Annotated in this window: 18 protein-coding genes; 10 read left to right on the top strand and 8 right to left on the bottom strand. The window is 68.7% G+C overall.

Going from position 1 to position 15,198, the window contains the following annotated elements; all coding sequences use genetic code 11:
- The 10 genes from IPN47_02965 to hypE all read left to right on the top strand — a co-directional run bounded on the left by IPN47_02965 (position 1) and on the right by hypE (position 7,460).
- Positions 1-576 carry a hydrogenase maturation protease gene (locus tag IPN47_02965; protein MBK9407007.1) on the top strand — a complete coding sequence of 192 codons (576 nt, stop codon included), beginning with the start codon at positions 1-3 and terminating at the stop codon, positions 574-576.
- Complete coding sequence (locus IPN47_02960) at positions 563-871, top strand: hydrogenase maturation protease (GenBank protein MBK9407006.1); 309 nt, start codon at positions 563-565, stop codon at positions 869-871. Before IPN47_02965 ends, IPN47_02960 begins: the two co-directional genes overlap by 14 nt.
- A gap of 10 nt (positions 872-881) precedes the next feature.
- Entirely contained in the window at positions 882-1,112 is a 231-nt protein-coding gene (locus IPN47_02955; protein ID MBK9407005.1) for an AP2 domain-containing protein, read from the top strand.
- Positions 1,113-1,148: 36 nt separating this feature from the next.
- Positions 1,149-2,396: a hypothetical protein gene (locus IPN47_02950; GenBank protein MBK9407004.1), complete on the top strand. Its 1,248-nt coding sequence runs from the start codon at positions 1,149-1,151 to the stop codon at positions 2,394-2,396.
- Complete coding sequence (locus IPN47_02945) at positions 2,396-2,773, top strand: hypothetical protein (GenBank protein ID MBK9407003.1); 378 nt, start codon at positions 2,396-2,398, stop codon at positions 2,771-2,773. Before IPN47_02950 ends, IPN47_02945 begins: the two co-directional genes overlap by 1 nt.
- 8 nt (positions 2,774-2,781) lie before the next feature.
- On the top strand, positions 2,782-3,660 hold the full coding sequence (locus tag IPN47_02940; GenBank protein ID MBK9407002.1) for a NifU family protein: 879 nt from the start codon (positions 2,782-2,784) through the stop codon (positions 3,658-3,660).
- A 46-nt stretch (positions 3,661-3,706) separates the two neighbouring features.
- Positions 3,707-4,861: an NHL repeat-containing protein gene (locus IPN47_02935; protein ID MBK9407001.1), complete on the top strand. Its 1,155-nt coding sequence runs from the start codon at positions 3,707-3,709 to the stop codon at positions 4,859-4,861.
- 33 nt (positions 4,862-4,894) lie between these two features.
- A complete protein-coding gene (locus IPN47_02930) occupies positions 4,895-5,197 on the top strand; it encodes a HypC/HybG/HupF family hydrogenase formation chaperone (GenBank protein MBK9407000.1) in 303 nt (100 codons plus the stop codon).
- Entirely contained in the window at positions 5,194-6,303 is a 1,110-nt protein-coding gene (gene hypD / locus IPN47_02925) for a hydrogenase formation protein HypD (protein ID MBK9406999.1), read from the top strand. The genes IPN47_02930 and hypD overlap by 4 nt, the downstream gene beginning before the upstream one ends.
- A 167-nt stretch (positions 6,304-6,470) precedes the next feature.
- Entirely contained in the window at positions 6,471-7,460 is a 990-nt protein-coding gene (gene hypE, locus IPN47_02920) for a hydrogenase expression/formation protein HypE (GenBank protein MBK9406998.1), read from the top strand.
- Positions 7,461-7,502: 42 nt separating this feature from the next.
- Here hypE and IPN47_02915 read toward each other — a convergent pair whose 3' ends face one another.
- The 8 genes from IPN47_02915 to meaB form a co-directional block, all read right to left on the bottom strand.
- Positions 7,503-7,679 (bottom strand): hypothetical protein, encoded by a 177-nt coding sequence (locus IPN47_02915; protein MBK9406997.1) that lies wholly within the window; start codon positions 7,677-7,679, stop codon positions 7,503-7,505.
- A 21-nt stretch (positions 7,680-7,700) separates the two neighbouring features.
- On the bottom strand, positions 7,701-8,054 hold the full coding sequence (locus IPN47_02910; GenBank protein ID MBK9406996.1) for a hypothetical protein: 354 nt from the start codon (positions 8,052-8,054) through the stop codon (positions 7,701-7,703).
- Positions 8,051-9,412, bottom strand: coding sequence for a DUF1446 domain-containing protein (locus IPN47_02905; protein ID MBK9406995.1), 1,362 nt, complete (start codon positions 9,410-9,412; stop codon positions 8,051-8,053). The genes IPN47_02910 and IPN47_02905 overlap by 4 nt, the downstream gene beginning before the upstream one ends.
- The gene (locus IPN47_02900) at positions 9,409-11,073 is read right to left on the bottom strand and encodes an acyl-CoA carboxylase subunit beta (protein ID MBK9406994.1); all 1,665 of its coding nucleotides are present in this window, start codon (positions 11,071-11,073) and stop codon (positions 9,409-9,411) included. Before IPN47_02900 ends, IPN47_02905 begins: the two co-directional genes overlap by 4 nt.
- Positions 11,070-11,480 carry a cobalamin B12-binding domain-containing protein gene (locus tag IPN47_02895; protein ID MBK9406993.1) on the bottom strand — a complete coding sequence of 137 codons (411 nt, stop codon included), beginning with the start codon at positions 11,478-11,480 and terminating at the stop codon, positions 11,070-11,072. Before IPN47_02895 ends, IPN47_02900 begins: the two co-directional genes overlap by 4 nt.
- A 157-nt stretch (positions 11,481-11,637) precedes the next feature.
- Positions 11,638-12,513, bottom strand: coding sequence for a methyltransferase domain-containing protein (locus tag IPN47_02890; protein MBK9406992.1), 876 nt, complete (start codon positions 12,511-12,513; stop codon positions 11,638-11,640).
- The gene (locus tag IPN47_02885) at positions 12,510-14,204 is read right to left on the bottom strand and encodes a methylmalonyl-CoA mutase (protein ID MBK9406991.1); all 1,695 of its coding nucleotides are present in this window, start codon (positions 14,202-14,204) and stop codon (positions 12,510-12,512) included. The genes IPN47_02890 and IPN47_02885 overlap by 4 nt, the downstream gene beginning before the upstream one ends.
- A complete protein-coding gene (gene meaB, locus IPN47_02880) occupies positions 14,201-15,196 on the bottom strand; it encodes a methylmalonyl Co-A mutase-associated GTPase MeaB (protein MBK9406990.1) in 996 nt (331 codons plus the stop codon). The genes IPN47_02885 and meaB overlap by 4 nt, the downstream gene beginning before the upstream one ends.
- Between the last annotated feature and the right edge of the window lie 2 nt (positions 15,197-15,198).

Below are 15,198 nucleotides of genomic sequence, written 5' to 3'. Positions count from 1 at the left end.
ATGGAGCGGTCCCGTGAGCCGGTCATTTCGGTGACAGATCACGACGCGACGGGTCCGGTGGATTCCACCGGGCCCGCTCGCACTCCAGAGCACACCACGACGCAGACCCTCATCATCGGCTGCGGAAACCTGCTGCGCGGCGACGACGCGGTGGGGCCAATCCTCATCCGCCACCTGTGGGAGCGCGGGTTGCCCCCTGGCGTGCGCTGCGCCGATGGCGGGACGGGCGGTATGGACGTCGCCTTCCAGATGCGCGGCGTCGCGCACGTCATTCTCGTCGACGCCTGCACCAGTGGCTCCGAACCGGGCGCGCTCTTCAAGCTGCAAGGGAGCGATGTGGAGCACCTTCCCCCGCTCGCGGGCGTCAACTTGCACGCCTTCCGGTGGGACCACGCCCTCGCCTTCGCGCGATGGGCGCTCAAGGACGACTATCCGTCGCGCATCGACGTCTACCTCATCGAAGCGCAGAGCCTCACGGTGGGCGATCCGTTGTCGCCACCGGTGGAGCGCACCATGCACGCGCTGGCCGACCTCCTTCTCCGTCAGCTGCACGAGCCGGCCGATGCCGTCGCCTGACGTGCCCGAGGTCCTCTTCACGAGCCACGGCTACCTCGTCCTGCAGGCCGACGTGGCGCGCACGTACTTCCCGGGCGACACCATCCTCGCCCTCAAGCGCGACCGCGAACTGTGGCTCCTCCCCACCCGCGGGGCGGCGGCCGGCGGCCTCGTGCTCAAGCAACGCAACCTCGAGGGCGATCGCTCGGTCCTGGTGCGCGAGGTGCTCGAAGACGCCCCCGTGGTTGGGACGCGTGCCGCCATCTGGGATGCACGTCAGGGCGTCCTGCGCGTCGCGCTGATCGGGGCCGCGTGACGGTGCGCGCGTGTCCGACGCCCACTTCCCCGACCAGGCGCTCGCGGCCCATGCCGACGTCGAACCCGAAGGCGGACGGTGGGTGGTCTACCTCGTGGTCACGATGATTCCGGATCGCGACGACTATGTCGTGCGGCACCGCATCGCCGACTATCCGACCGAACGCCACGCCAGGATCGCCGCGCGCTGGATCGTCGGCGCCGCATCACGCGACCTTCCGCGCCCGCCGCTCGGCTTCTAACCTCGTGGTTCCCCTCCTTTCCCTCGCCAACGCCGCATGCTGACGCGTCCGCAACCGATCGGCATCTTTCCGTTCCCCGCCGGCCTTCTCCTGCTCCCCGAGACCGACGCCGGGTGTGCCGATGCCGCGCGCGCGTCGCTCCTCACGGGAGCGCTCCCCGACGAGTGGCCCGCTGAGTGGCGCTTCTTCGAGCGTGCGCTCATGGGTGACCGAGACGGGGCGCTGGCAGCGCTCGGCCCGTCCGATACCGAGGTGACCGCCTACAACCGATTCGTGGTCGACGGCGACGCCAAGGCGCTCGAGACGGCTCGCGCCTCTGGTGACGGCGCCTTGGCCGCGCTCGCCGAACTCGCCGCCTTCGTGCAGGGGGCGATCGATACACCGCCCCCCATGGCCTCCCTCGACGGCGAGCTGGCGGCGGTCGCGCGCCTCGCCCAGGCGGCGTGGCACCTCGAACGCGAGGAGCTACCGCAGGCGGCCGAACTGCTTGCCGAAGGGACGACGCAGGCACGCACCGCTTCACCGGTGCTCGCGTCGCAGCTGGCGGCGCAACGCGCGCAGGTGCTGCCGAGTGCGGATCTGGCGATCGCCGCGTGGCGCGAGGCGGTCGCGCTGTCGGAAGGGGCCCTCCTCCCGGAGTTGCGCGCCGATCTCGCGCTCAACCTCGCGCTTGCGTTGCACGAGAGCGCGGGGGCGCATCGGCAGCGCCTGGTGGAAGCGGTCAACTGGTACCAGGAAGCGCTGCACGCCGGGATCACGATCGAAGCGCGCCCCGAGACGTTCGCCATGGTGCAGAACAACCTGGGGCTGGCCTACATCTCGATGCCGATGACGTCGGCGGGCGACAAGATTCGTCTGGCCGTCGCCGTGCAGTCGTTTCGCGAAGCGCTCAAGGTCTACACGCGCGAAGCCTATCCCGACCAGTGGAGCAGCGCGATGCTGAACATGGCCAACGCGCTGCAGTACCTCCCGTCGTCGCATCCGCAGGAAAACCTGATCGAAGCGGTGAACGGCTACGAGGCGCTGCTCGAGGTACGCAACAAGGCGCTCGACCCGGTGGGGTATGCCCGACTGCTCGCCAACCAGGCGAATGCGCTGGCCCACCTGGGGATGTTCGGGCCGTCGATCGAGAAGCTCACGGAAGCCCGCAAGCTCCTGAGCTGGCACGGGGAGGACGATGCCGCGTCGGCGCTGCTCGAGCAGGTGGAGCGCATCAACGCGCAGATGGCGGCTGGTGTCGGCGCGAGCGATGAGCGCGACGCGAGCGCCGCCCAGGAGGGGTGATGGAGCTCCACTCGCGGCAGCAGTTCGACTTCTTCTTCAACGCGGCCATCGAGCGCTTCGTCGATCGTGTCGAGCAACGATGCGGAGGGCCCGTCCCTGCATTGGCGCGTTTGCGCGAGGATCCCAACGCCGAAGGGGTCTGGCTCGACGAGTTCGTCGTCGCACTGTTTGGCGATTTCCTGCTCGACAACCTGGCGGGTTCGGCCTTCGTCCTGCAGGCGCTGGGGCGTCGCCCCGCCCCGCGCGGCGGCAGTGAGACGGGCGAGACCATCGAACACTACCTGGGACGCCTCGCACGCGAGGCGTTCGGGGTCGTGTTGCGCATCAAGACTGAAGAATCGCTCGAGCAGCGACAGGCCTTCCAGGTGACGGAGTGAACCCGGCCATGGCGTCCGACGCCCCCCGTTCGGCGGTGACCAGTCCGCCGCCCGATCTCGCCGAGTTGGCGCGCGCCGTCGAGACCGCGCTCACCGACGTGCGCGGCATGCCGATCGACCACCGCAAGCGCGCCCTCGCGCTCAAGGAAGCGGTCGAGGCGTTCCACAAGGCGGGACTCGTACAGATCGTGCGGGCCATGAAGGATCATCCCGCCGCGCGCGACGTGCTGATGGCGCTGGTGGAGGACCCCGCGGTCTACGCGCTCTTCTCGATGCACGGCATCATCAAGGCCGACGTGCGCGCGCGCGTCTCGCAGGTGGTGGAGCGCCTGCGCACGTACACGCAGTCGCACGGCGGCGACGTGGAGCTGGTGGACGTGCGTGACGACACGGTCTTCGTGCGCCTCTCCGGCGCCTGCAACGGCTGTTCGATGTCGGCGGTGACGCTGCGCACGGGAGTCGAGGATGCCTTGCGCGAGCAGGTGCCCGAGATCACGAAGATCGAGGTCGTCCCCAACGATCCGACGCCGGAAGTGATGCCGCTCGTTTCGCTGCAGCGCTCGGGGCGCGATGCGGGGTGGATCGCCGGACCATCGCTCGAGTCGCTGCCCGAGGGGACGCCGGTGCGCATGGAACTCGCCGACGGCAAGAGCCTCGTGATCATCCGGCTCGACGCGCACGTGCAGGCGTTTCGCAACGAGTGCGCGCATCTCGGGCTCCCCATCGACGGTGGGACGATCGATCGCGAGGCGCGCACGATCACCTGCCCGTGGCACGGTTTCCGCTTCGACTGCCTGAGTGGCGAGTGCCTCACCGCACCGCAGGCCCAGCTCGAACCGGTTCCCCTGCGCGTGGAGCACGGGATCGTGCACGTGCGACCGTCGTGAGCGTGCCCGCCCCCGCCGTGCTTCTCGCCCCTCGTCTGCGCCCCGCATGAGACCCCTCGTCCGACTCGGCGCCGACTCGGCGTTCGGACTCGCCCTCCCCTCGGCCACGCCGACGGCGTCGCAGATGTATGCGCCGCGCGGTGTGTGGCTCGACGGTACGCGGCTCGTCGTCGCCGACAGCGGCAACCATCGTATTCTCATCTGGCATCGCATGCCGGAGCACGATGGCGCGCCGGCCGACGTGGTGCTCGGGCAGCCGGACTTCGAGAGCGAGGGGGCCGCGGCGGGCGGGCGCAGCAAGGCGCGCGGATTGCACCTGCCGACCGCCGTCACCATGATCGATGGGAAGCTGGTCGTGGCCGACGCGTGGCATCATCGGGTGCTGGTGTGGCACACGCTGCCCACCACCTCGTACGTGCCCGCCGATGTCGTCATCGGCCAGCCGTCGCTCGAGGACTGCGAGCCCAATCGTGGCGAGTCCGTGAGCGCGACGACGCTCTACTGGCCGTACGGCGTGGGAATGGGGGGCGGCTGGTTCTGGATCGCCGACACCGGGAATCGCCGCGTGTTGGGGTGGCCGACGCTTCCCCTCGAGGGCGAGGCCCCGCACGTGATCCTCGGACAGCCGAGCGCCACGGACAACAGCGAGAATCGCGGGGGGGCTCCCGACGCGCGATCGTTCCGGTGGCCGCATGCCGTGGCCGGCGACGCAGACACGCTGTACATCGCCGATGCGGGCAATCACCGCATCCTCGGGTGGACCCCATCCCCTCGTGCCGACGTCGCGGCCTCGCTGGTGCTGGGGCAGCAGGACTTCTCCTCCAATGAGGAATTGCCGCATCGCAAGCAGGGGGCGCACCGCCTGCGCTTCCCGTACGCCATCGCTTCGGGGAGCGAGCGCCTGGTGGTGGCCGACACCGCGAACAACCGCGTCCTCGTCTGGCCCTCGCTACCGCGTAAGGGAGTCCAGCTGCCGGCGGCCGCAGTCCTCGGGCAGGTCGACTTCGACGCGGCCGGCGAGAATCGCTGGAAGGCGGTCGCCTCCGACACACTCTGCTGGCCCTATGGCATCGCGATGCACGGCGACCGCCTCGCGATTGCCGACTCGGGGAACAACCGGGTCGTGCTCTGGTCACTCGACGACGCGCCAGCCCCGGTAACGACGGGTGCGCCGCCGGCCAGTTTCGCTGCGACGCCATAGCTTTCACGTCACCCCTCCTTCAGGATCGTTCCCATGTGCCTCGCCGTCCCTGGACGCATCGTCGACATCACCGAGACTGGTGGTACCCGCATGGGCCGCATGGACTTCGGCGGCATCCACAAGCAGGTCTGCCTGGCCTACCTCCCCGATGCCGTCGTCGGCGACTACGCCATCGTCCATGTGGGCTTCGCCATCTCGCGCATCGACGAAGCGTCGGCGCAAGAGACGCTACGCCACTTCCGCGAGTTGGGGATCCTGGAGGAAGAGCTCGGCGAAGTGCCTGACGAGGCGTATGCGGCCCCCGACGCGTGCCCGGTGCCACCGTCGCTCACATGAAGTACCTCACGGAGTTTCGCGACGGCGCCATTGCCCAGCGGCTGGCCGCCGAGATCCGGGCGATGACCACGCGGCCGTGGGCGATCATGGAGGTGTGCGGTGGGCAGACGCACAGCATCCTGCGCAACGGGATCGACCAGCTCCTCCCATCCGAGATCGAGCTGATCCACGGCCCCGGGTGTCCGGTGTGCGTCACGCCGCTCGAGGTGATCGACAAGGCGCTGGCCATCGCCGCCAGGCCGGGGGTCATCTTCACCTCGTTTGGGGACATGCTCCGCGTCCCCGGGAGCGACCGCGACCTGTTCCGCGTCAAGAGCGAGGGGGGCGACGTACGCGTCGTGTACTCGCCGCTCGATGCGGTGCAGCTGGCGAGGACCAATCCCGATAAGCAGGTGGTCTTCTTCGGGATCGGCTTCGAGACGACGGCCCCGGCCAATGCGATGGCCGTGCACCTGGCGAAGAGGGAGGGCTTGCAGAACTTCTCGATGCTCGTGTCGCACGTCCTCGTGCCGCCGGCGATCGATGCCATCATGCGCGCCCCCAGCAACCGGGTGCAGGGCTTCCTTGCCGCGGGGCATGTGTGCAGCGTGATGGGCTTCTGGCAGTACCCGCCCCTCGCCAGCACGCATCACGTCCCCATCGTGATCACCGGATTCGAGCCGCTGGATGTGCTGGACGGGATTCGCCGCACGGTCCGCCAGCTCGAGAGCGGGGAGGCGCGCGTGGAGAACGCCTACGAGCGCGTGGTGACCTTCGATGGCAACCGGCCGGCGCAGGCGCTGCTGGAGGAGGTGTTCGAGGTCTCCGATCGTGCGTGGCGTGGCATCGGGACGATCCCGCAGAGCGGCTGGCGCCTCTCGGCGGCCTATCGCGACTTCGACGCCGAGCCGCGCTTCGACGTGGGGCACATCAATACCGTGGAGTCGACGTTGTGTCGCGCGGGCGAGGTGCTGCAGGGGGCGATCAAGCCCAACCAGTGCGAGGCGTTCGGCAAGGAGTGCACGCCACGCAACCCGTTAGGCGCCACCATGGTGTCGACGGAGGGGGCCTGTGCCGCGTACTACAATTACGGCCGCTTCGTCACCCTGGAACGGGCCAACGCGTAGGACGGCCCTCGCCGGATACGTGGCGCGCCCGGCGCCGTAGACGCCCCTCCCGTCTTTCGTGTCCCCCCTCCCCCCTCCCCTCTCCCGTCCCGCATTTCGTGTCTGCCCCCCTCGACGTCAGTGCCTGGTCCTGCCCGCTCCCGCTCCGGGACTACCCCGCCATCGTGATGGGGCATGGTGGCGGCGGGACGCTCTCCGCGGAGCTGGTGGAGCACATCTTCAAGCCGGCCTTCTCCAATGCAGCGCTCGACCGCATGAGCGACTCGGCGGTCGTCCAGGTCCCGGCGGGGCGCCTGGCCTACTCCACCGATTCGTTTGTCGTCCGGCCGCTCTTCTTCCCGGGCGGGAGCATCGGTGCCCTGGCGGTCCACGGGACGGTGAACGACCTGGCGATGAGCGGGGCGACGCCTTTGCACCTGTCGGCCGGCTTCATCCTCGAGGAAGGGTTCCCGATGGAGTCGCTGGGTCGCATCGTGACCGACATGGCGGCGGCGGCACGCGCCGCCGGGGTCACCATCGTGACCGGCGACACCAAGGTGGTCGAGCGCGGGCGTGGTGACGGTGTCTACATCAATACATCGGGCATCGGCCTCATTGCCGAGGGGGTGCACATCGCCCCGCAGCGCGCCCGCCCGGGTGATGCGATCCTGTTGAGCGGGACGTTAGGCGACCATGGCATGGCCATCATGAGCGTGCGTGAGGGGCTGGAGTTCGAGACGACCATCGAGAGCGACTGTGCGTCGCTGCACACGCTGGTCGCGGCCCTCCTGGCCGCCGTCCCTGACGTGCACGTGTTGCGTGACCCCACGCGGGGCGGCCTTGCCTCGGCGCTCAACGAGATCGCCAGCGAAGCCAAGGTGGGGATGGTCGTGCGAGAGGATGACGTCCCCGTCAAGCCGCAGGTCCGCTCGGCGTGCGAACTGCTCGGCCTCGACCCCTACTTCGTGGCCAATGAGGGAAAGCTGCTGGCCATCGTCCCGGGGAACACCGCGCAGGCGGCACTCCAGGCGTTGCGCGCGCATCCGCTCGGTGCCGATGCGGCGATCATCGGCGAGGTGACCGACCAGCATCCGGGGATGTTGATCGGGCGCACCGGGATCGGCGCGAGTCGCGTGATCACGATGCAGATCGGGGAACAACTCCCGCGCATCTGCTGAACCGCGGGGGGAGCGCCTACGCGCCCCGCTCCCCCCGGCGTCCTATTCCGTCGGGCTCTGTGGAGGGTGCACGCGCCGCACGAAGCGCATTGCCCACGCCACCGCCACGAAGCCGATGCCGATCGAACGGATGGTCGCAACGTCCATCCGGGCGCCGTACGCAAACAGAATGAGCCCGATGAGCGTGAGCCCGAGCTTCACCTTGGTCAGCGTGCTCATCGTCGCGGACTCCACGGTCGCCTACGGTGCGGCCGGCAGCCCCAACGCCTTGGCCTCGGCGTCAGGAATGTCGAGCACCATGCGCAGCATGGCCGTGGAGAAGACCTTCCCTTGCGCGTCGGTCTTGAGCGAGAGCGTGCCCCCGCCGTCCAGCGCACCGTGCAACAGGAAGTTGATCGCCTTGAGGTTGGGCAGTTCGTAGCGCTGCACGCCGCCGGTGATGACGCCGCGAAAGTGCTCCGTCACGCGCGCCACGCTGAGTTCGCGCGCGAGCAACGGGAACCACTCCGGCTTGAGGGCGATCACGCCGACGTTGGCCGTGTCCCCCTTGTCGCCGGAACGGGCATGGGCGAGGTCGAGCAGTCGGACCTTCATCGCACCACCTCCACCTGCGTCGTGACGACGGACTTGTCGATGAGCGCCGGCCAGTAGGCGACGATCTCCTCTACCTTGGGGCGCCCGGCGGCAAAGCCCGTCACGCTCGGCGGCCCGTTGAGCACCATGGGGATGAGTTCGCGCGTAAAGCGCTCGACCATCGCCTTGTCCTGTCCGCGCACCCCAACCCGGAGTTGCACCTCGGGGGCGTCGCGATGATCGCCCGAGAGCGGACCGTGCGTGGCGCTCACCCCGACGAACTCGGTGACGATCGTGTCGAACGAGAGGCCGAGGTACTCCAGGCGGCGGCGCAGGATCTGGTCGGCTGCCTCCGCCTTGCGCAGCGCGTCGGGCCAGGCGTAGACGAGCGTCCCGACGGCCTTGTAGCCGGCGCGATAGGCGATCGACACCTTGAGCTTGTCGGTGGCTTCGCGTCCCGTGATCCCGAAGACGCGCACGCGGTTCTCGCCGGCCGGCTCGAGGTGGATCGAGGTGAAATCGGCCACGACGTCGGGGGTGATGTAGGCGTGCGGATCGCCCATCTCGTACACCAACTGTTCGGTGACGGTGGAGACGTCGATGCGCCCGCCGGTGTTGTCGTGCTTGCAGATCTCGAAGGTGCCGTCGGGACGGGCATCCACGATCGGGTAGCCGACGTTCCAGACGTCGGGGATCGTGTCCCAGTCCTTGAGGCAGTTGCCCCCCGAGCACTGGGCGCCACATTCGATGATGTGGCCGGCGATGATCCCCGCGGCCAGCTTGTCCCACTCCGTGGGGCCCCAGCCGAACTCGTAGCGCAGCGGCGCCATCGTCAACGCGGTATCGGTCGAGCGACCGGTGATGACGATGTTGGCCCCCTTGCCTAACGCCTCGATGATGGGCGTGGAGCCGATGTAGGCGTTGGCCGAGAGGACGCGGTCGCGGACGAGCGCGAGTGGCTCGCCGGTGTCCATGTTGGCCAGCGCGTGCCCCTGTGCCATGAGTTCGTCCAGGCGTGGGAGCAGGTCGTCACCGGTCACGACGCCTAACGCCAGCTTCCCGCGCACCCCCTTCCGATCGGCGAGCTCGAGGAGCGCGTCGGCACAGGACCGCGGATTCACCCCGCCGGCGTTGGCGATCACCTTCACCCCGCGCTCCACGATGCCCGGCAGCACCGACTCGATCGCCCCGATGAAGTCGCGCGCATACCCCATCTTCGGGTCGCGCTCCTTCTGCTTCTGGAGAATCGACATCGTGACTTCGGCCAGATAGTCGAGCATGAGGTAGTCGACCTGACCGCCTTCGACCTGGCGGCGCGGAGCCTCTAGCCAGTCACCCCAGAAGCCCTGTCCCGAGGCGACTCGTACGAGCTGTTTCACCGTGCAATCTCCGGTTGAGGCGGGAGCACAAAGGCCCCGATGTGCGGCCCGGGGTTGTGCAACGACGCGCGAAGGGCGACGCCGAGCACTTGACGCGTCTCCTCGGGGTGGACGATGGCATCGACAAAGCCGCGGGCAGCGGCGTATCGCGCATCGAGCTGGTGTTCGTAGTCGGCACGCATCTCGTCGACCGAGGCCTGCACCTCGGGCGATACGGGCGCCCCCGCCTTCTTGGCCGCGTCGAGCGCATTCCCGTGGACGGCCTGGATCGCCGCTTCCCCTTCCATCACCCCCATGCGCCCGGTGGGCCATGAAAAGATGAAGTCGGGATCGAAGCCCTGACCCGCCATGGCGTAGTAGCCGGCGCCCGAGGCGTGATTGACCGTCAGCACCAACTTGGGGACGCGGGCGCAGGCCATCGCTTCCACGAACCGCGCGCCGGCCCGAATGATCCCCTCGTGTTCGGCCTCGGCCCCCACCATGAAGCCGGAGACGTCCTGAACGAAGAGGATGGGGATCCCCTGCCGATCGCAGCGATCGATGAAGTACGCCACCTTCTCCGCGCTCTCGGCGTAGACGATTCCGCCGAAGCGCGGCTTCTCGCCGGGGCGTCCCTTGATGAGGCCGCGCTGGTTGGCGATGATCGCGACCTGGATCCCCTCGATGCGTCCGTCGCCGCAGATCATCTCCTTGGCGAGGTTGGGCTGGAACTCGTCGAGTTCCCCGTCGTCGAGGATGGCCCGCAGGACCGTGTGCATGTCGTACGACATGCGGTGGTCGGCGGGGAGGAGGTCGTAGAGCGCGTGTCCCTGTGCCGCGGATTCGGTACGGGCGGCAACGGAATGATGACGGTCGGCCGCGGAGGCGGTGACATCGTGTTGTTGGGGGGGGCCCCCCGCGCCCCCCCTCGGCAACCGCTCCACCAACTCCCGGATCTTCGCCAGGCACGCCGCATCATCGTCCAGCGCATAATGCGCCACGCCGCTCACTTCCGTGTGCGCCGTCGCGCCGCCTAACGTCTCCCCGTCGATCGTCTGCCCCGTCGCCCCCTTGACCAGGTTCGGCCCGCCCAGCCCCATGAACGACGTCCCCTTCACCATCAGGATCACGTCACTCAGCGCCGGCAGATACGCCCCGCCCGCAATGCATGGCCCCATCACCGCGGCGATCTGCGGCACGCGGAGGTACCGGCGCATGATCGAGTTGTAGTGGAACAGGCGCGCCGCGCCATACTGACCGGGGAAGACGCCTCCCTGGTACGGCAGGTTCACCCCCGCCGAGTCGACGAGATAGATGATCGGGATGCGGCAGCGCATCGCGATCTCCTGCGCACGCAGCATCTTCTTGATCGTTTCCGGCCACCACGAGCCGGCCTTCACCGTCGCATCGTTGGCAATGATCACCACTTCGCGGCCGTGCACGATCCCGATCCCCGTCACGACCCCTGCCCCCGGAGCCTGCCCCTCGTAGTCGTCGTACGCGACCAGCAACCCGATCTCGACGAAGGGCGCCCCCTCGTCGCACAGCAGCGCGATGCGCTCCCGCGCCGTCAGCTTTCCCTGTTTGTGCTGCCTGGCGACCTTGTCGGCGCCGCCGCCCGCTCGCAACGTCGCCTCGAGCTCGCGGACCTGCGCACTCAGCGCGCGAAGTCGAGACGTCATGCGACCGGCTGCTTGGCCTGGAACCACCGCCGGATGTACTCCACCAGCGCCGACGTCGGCGTCCCGGGCCCGAACAGCTCCCCGATGCCGAGCGCGCGCAGCGACTCCATGTCTTCCTTCGGGATGATCCCGCCGCCCGTGATCAGGATGTCCTCGCGCCCCGCATCGACGAGCAGTTGGCGCACGCGCGGGAAGAGCGTCATGTGGGCGCCACTCAGGATCGACAGTCCCACCACGTCGACGTCTTCCTGGATGGCAGCGGTGGAGATCATCTCCGGCGTCTGGTGCAGTCCGGTGTAGATCACTTCCATGCCAGCGTCACGGAGCGAGGCGGCCACCACCTTGGCACCGCGATCGTGGCCGTCGAGGCCCGGCTTGGCAATCAGGACGCGAATGGGTCGGGACATGTCGGAAACGCCGCGCAGGGCGCAGGCGCGTGAAGGGGACGAAAGGCGCGCGACCACTCGCCGCGCCGCAGGGATGACCACTCGGAAAGGACGCCCCGCGACGCAACGGGTAAGCTAGCCGTCGCGTTGGAGCCCCGGCAGGGCGTGCGTGTGCCGCTCATTCCTTCCGCGCGACCAGGAGCATCTCGCTCGACCGGCGCCGCAGCGGGCGCTCCGAGAACGCGTCGAACGCCTGCTCCACGATCAACCCGGCGGCGGCACACAACTCGGCCAGTCGTGTCGCCGTGTACAGGCGGATCCGGTGCTCGCGTTCGCCCTTCACCTTGGGGCCACGAAAGGTCGACCGAATGGAGAGGATGCCCGAGAGCGCGTCGAACGACCGTTCGTGCGCGACCATCGTTCCATCGTTCGACATCCACCAGTCCTTGGACAGGAAACGCGCCATCACGCCGTCGCGGCTCCCTCCGTGCCAGATCAGCACCCCGCCAGGCGTGAGCACCCGCGCGAACTCCCGGATGACCGCGGCGTCGTCGTTAGGATCGGTGAAGAAGCCAAACGAGGTGAACAGGTTGAGCACCGCGTCGAAGCGCCCGCTCCAGCGCGCCGGAAGCGCGCGCATGTCGCCGCGGGTGTAGCGCAGCGTCTTGCCGGTCCCTCGAGCCTTGGCACGGTCGAGCAGGTGCGCCGAGTAGTCGAGTCCGTCCACGTTGTAGCCCGCCTCGGCCAGCAGGTGCGCGTGTCGCCCCTGCCCGCATGGCACGTCGAGGATGCGCGCGCCCACCGGCAGCTGCAACACGTCCACCAATCGCGCGACCTCCTGCCGGTCCTTCTGCAACGTGAAGATCGGCTCGTACTCGAGCAGGTACTGCGCATCGAAGTACGACGCCCACCACTCTTGCGAAGACGGGGGGACGGGAAGACGGGAAGACGAGATGGAACCGCGTCGCTCGCCTCCACGCCGTCCTTCGGCCCCCGACTGACCGTTATCTCGTCTTCTCGTCTTCCCGTCTTCCCGTCTTCCGCGGTCGCTCAAAAGAACACCGGCTCGCGATACGCCCCGAAGACCTCTTCCATCGCGGCGCGAATCTCGTACAGCGTGCAGTACGCGCGCGCGCAGTCCAGGATGTACGGAATCATGTTGGCGTTCGATCGCGCAGCCTCGCGCAGTGCGGTGAGCCGCGACTCGACCAGGGCGTTGTCGCGCCTGGCGCGCAGCTCGGCCAGTCGCACGCGCTGCGTCTCGTCGGCTTCCTTCCCCACGCGCAGCACCGGGATCGACAGCTCGGGTTCCTGGGTGACGAACTCGTTGACGCCGACCACGAGGCGCCGATGCTGCTCGATCTCCCACTGCTGGCGCATCGCGCTCTCGGCGATCTTGCGCTGGAACCACCCCTGCTCGATCCCCTTCACCACCCCGCCTTGGCTCTCGATCTCGGCGAAGATCGCCTCCGCCGCCTGCTCCAGCTGGTCGGTCAACGCCTCGACGTAGTAGGAGCCGCCCAGCGGGTCGCTCACGTTAGGCACGCCCGTCTCGTAGGCCAGCACCTGCTGCGTGCGCAGCGCCACCTGCACCGCCTCCTCGGTCGGGAGCGCCAGCGTCTCATCCATCGAGTTGGTGTGCAGCGACTGCGTCCCGCCCAGCACCGCGGCCATGGCCTGGTAGGCCACGCGCACGACGTTGTTCATCGGTTGCTGGGCCGTGAGCGTCACCCCCGCGGTCTGGCTGTGGAAGCGCAGCATCCACGAGCGCGGGTCCTTCGCGCCGTACTGCTGCTTGAGGCGCTTGGCCCAGATGCGGCGCGCCGCACGCAGCTTGGCGATCTCCTCGAAGAAGTCGTTGTGGATGTCGAAGAAGAACGACAACCGCGGGGCGAAGGCATCGACGTCCAGCCCGCGCGCCATCCCGCGCTCCACATACGTGAAGCCGTTGGCCAGCGTGAACGCCAGCTCCTGCGCCGCCGTCGCCCCCGCCTCACGGATGTGGTAGCCGCTGATGGAGACGGTGTTCCACTTGGGGGTGTTGGTGGCGCCCCACTCGAACAGGTCGACGATCAGGCGCAACGCCGGCTCGATGGGATAGACCCACGCGTGCTGCGCCATGTACTCCTTGAGGATGTCGTTCTGGACCGTCCCCATGATCTGGTCGGGGCGCACCCCCTGCTTCTCCGCCGCCGCCACGTAGAAGCAGAAGAGGATCACCGCCGGGCCGTTGATCGTCATCGACGTCGAGACCTGGTCGAGCGGGATCCCCTCGAACAGCGTCTCCATGTCGGCGAGCGACGAGATCGCGACCCCGGTCTTCCCCACTTCGCCCTCCGACCGCGCGTGGTCGGAGTCGTACCCCATCAACGTCGGGAAGTCGAAGGCGGTGGAGAGCCCCGTCTGCCCGTGCTCGAGGAGGAACTTGAAGCGCTGGTTGGTCTCCTTCGCGGTCCCGAAGCCCGCGAACTGGCGCATCGTCCAGAGTCGCCCGCGGTAGCCGGTCGGATGGATGCCACGCGTGTACGGAAAGTCGCCCGGCAGCGGGAGCGCCAGGGGGTCGCCGGGCAGGACGTCGAGCAGGGTATAGACCGGGTCGACTTCCTTGTCCGAGTTCACGAACGCGAGCTCGCGCTTCTCGCCCTTCTCATAGCGCGCTCGCCAGCGTTCTACCTCGGCGCGCAGGCGATCGAGCTCGTCCTGCTGCTCGCGTACCGTTTCCGTCAGGTCGCGCGTCGATGTCATGTGACCGTCCTCGTTAGGATGCCGGCACCGCGCCGCAACAGCTCGTCGGCGATGCCAAACGGCGTGCTGGTTCCTGCCTCGACGTCCGGGAGCGCCGCCTCGATGAACGCCTGGATGCCCGCGTCGCCCCATACACGACGACGAAGCCGCTGCTCCGCGACTTCGAGGATCTGCTCCCGCCACCGCGCGCGACGTCGCCTCGTCAACTCCCCGCTGGCCCCAAGATAGCGGAAGTGCCGGTCGAGCGCGTCGATCAGCTCGGCGATCCCCTCGCCCTTCGACGCCACCGTCCGCAGGACCGGCGGCACCCAGTGCTCCTCCTGCTCACCGGTGGCCGCGGCGCGTGCCGCACGCCCGGGGTTGTTGATCGCGCCCAGGTCGACGCCGTGATGCGCGGTGGCGTGCGTGAGCGCGAGCCCCGAGCGCATGCCCAGCATCAGCTCGATGTCGTTTCGCACCCGATCGGCCCCGGGACGGTCGGCCTTGTTCACCGCGAACAGGTCGGCGATCTCCATCAGCCCCGCCTTGAGCGTCTGGATCGAGTCGCCCGATTCGGGGACCAGGACCACCAGCGTGCTCTCCGCGGCGCGCGCGATGTCGAGTTCACTCTGGCCGACCCCCACGGTCTCGAGGAGGATGCGATCGAAGCCGAAGGCGTCGAGCACGTCGGCCACGACGCGCGTGGACGACGACAGGCCGCCTAACGACCCCCGGGTGGCCAGCGATCGGATGAAGACCCCGGGGTCGAGCGCCACCTCTTCCATGCGAATGCGGTCGCCGAGCAGCGCCCCGCCCGTGAAGGGCGACGTGGGGTCGACGGCCACGATCCCGACCGTCAGTCCAGCCTCGCGATAGGCGCGCGTGAGCCGCGTCGTGAGCGTGCTCTTCCCGGCCCCCGGGGGACCGGTGATCCCGATGCGACGGGCGCGCCCGATGCGCGGATGCAGCGCGGCGAGCAGCGCGTCGAAGCCGTCGCGCTGGTTCTCGACCATGC

It is taken from the genome of Gemmatimonadota bacterium (assembly GCA_016719105.1).
Taxonomy (GTDB): domain Bacteria; phylum Gemmatimonadota; class Gemmatimonadetes; order Gemmatimonadales; family Gemmatimonadaceae; genus SCN-70-22.
The sequence above is the reverse complement of the archived record's forward strand: the minus strand, read 5'-3'. Positions and strand labels throughout refer to the sequence as shown.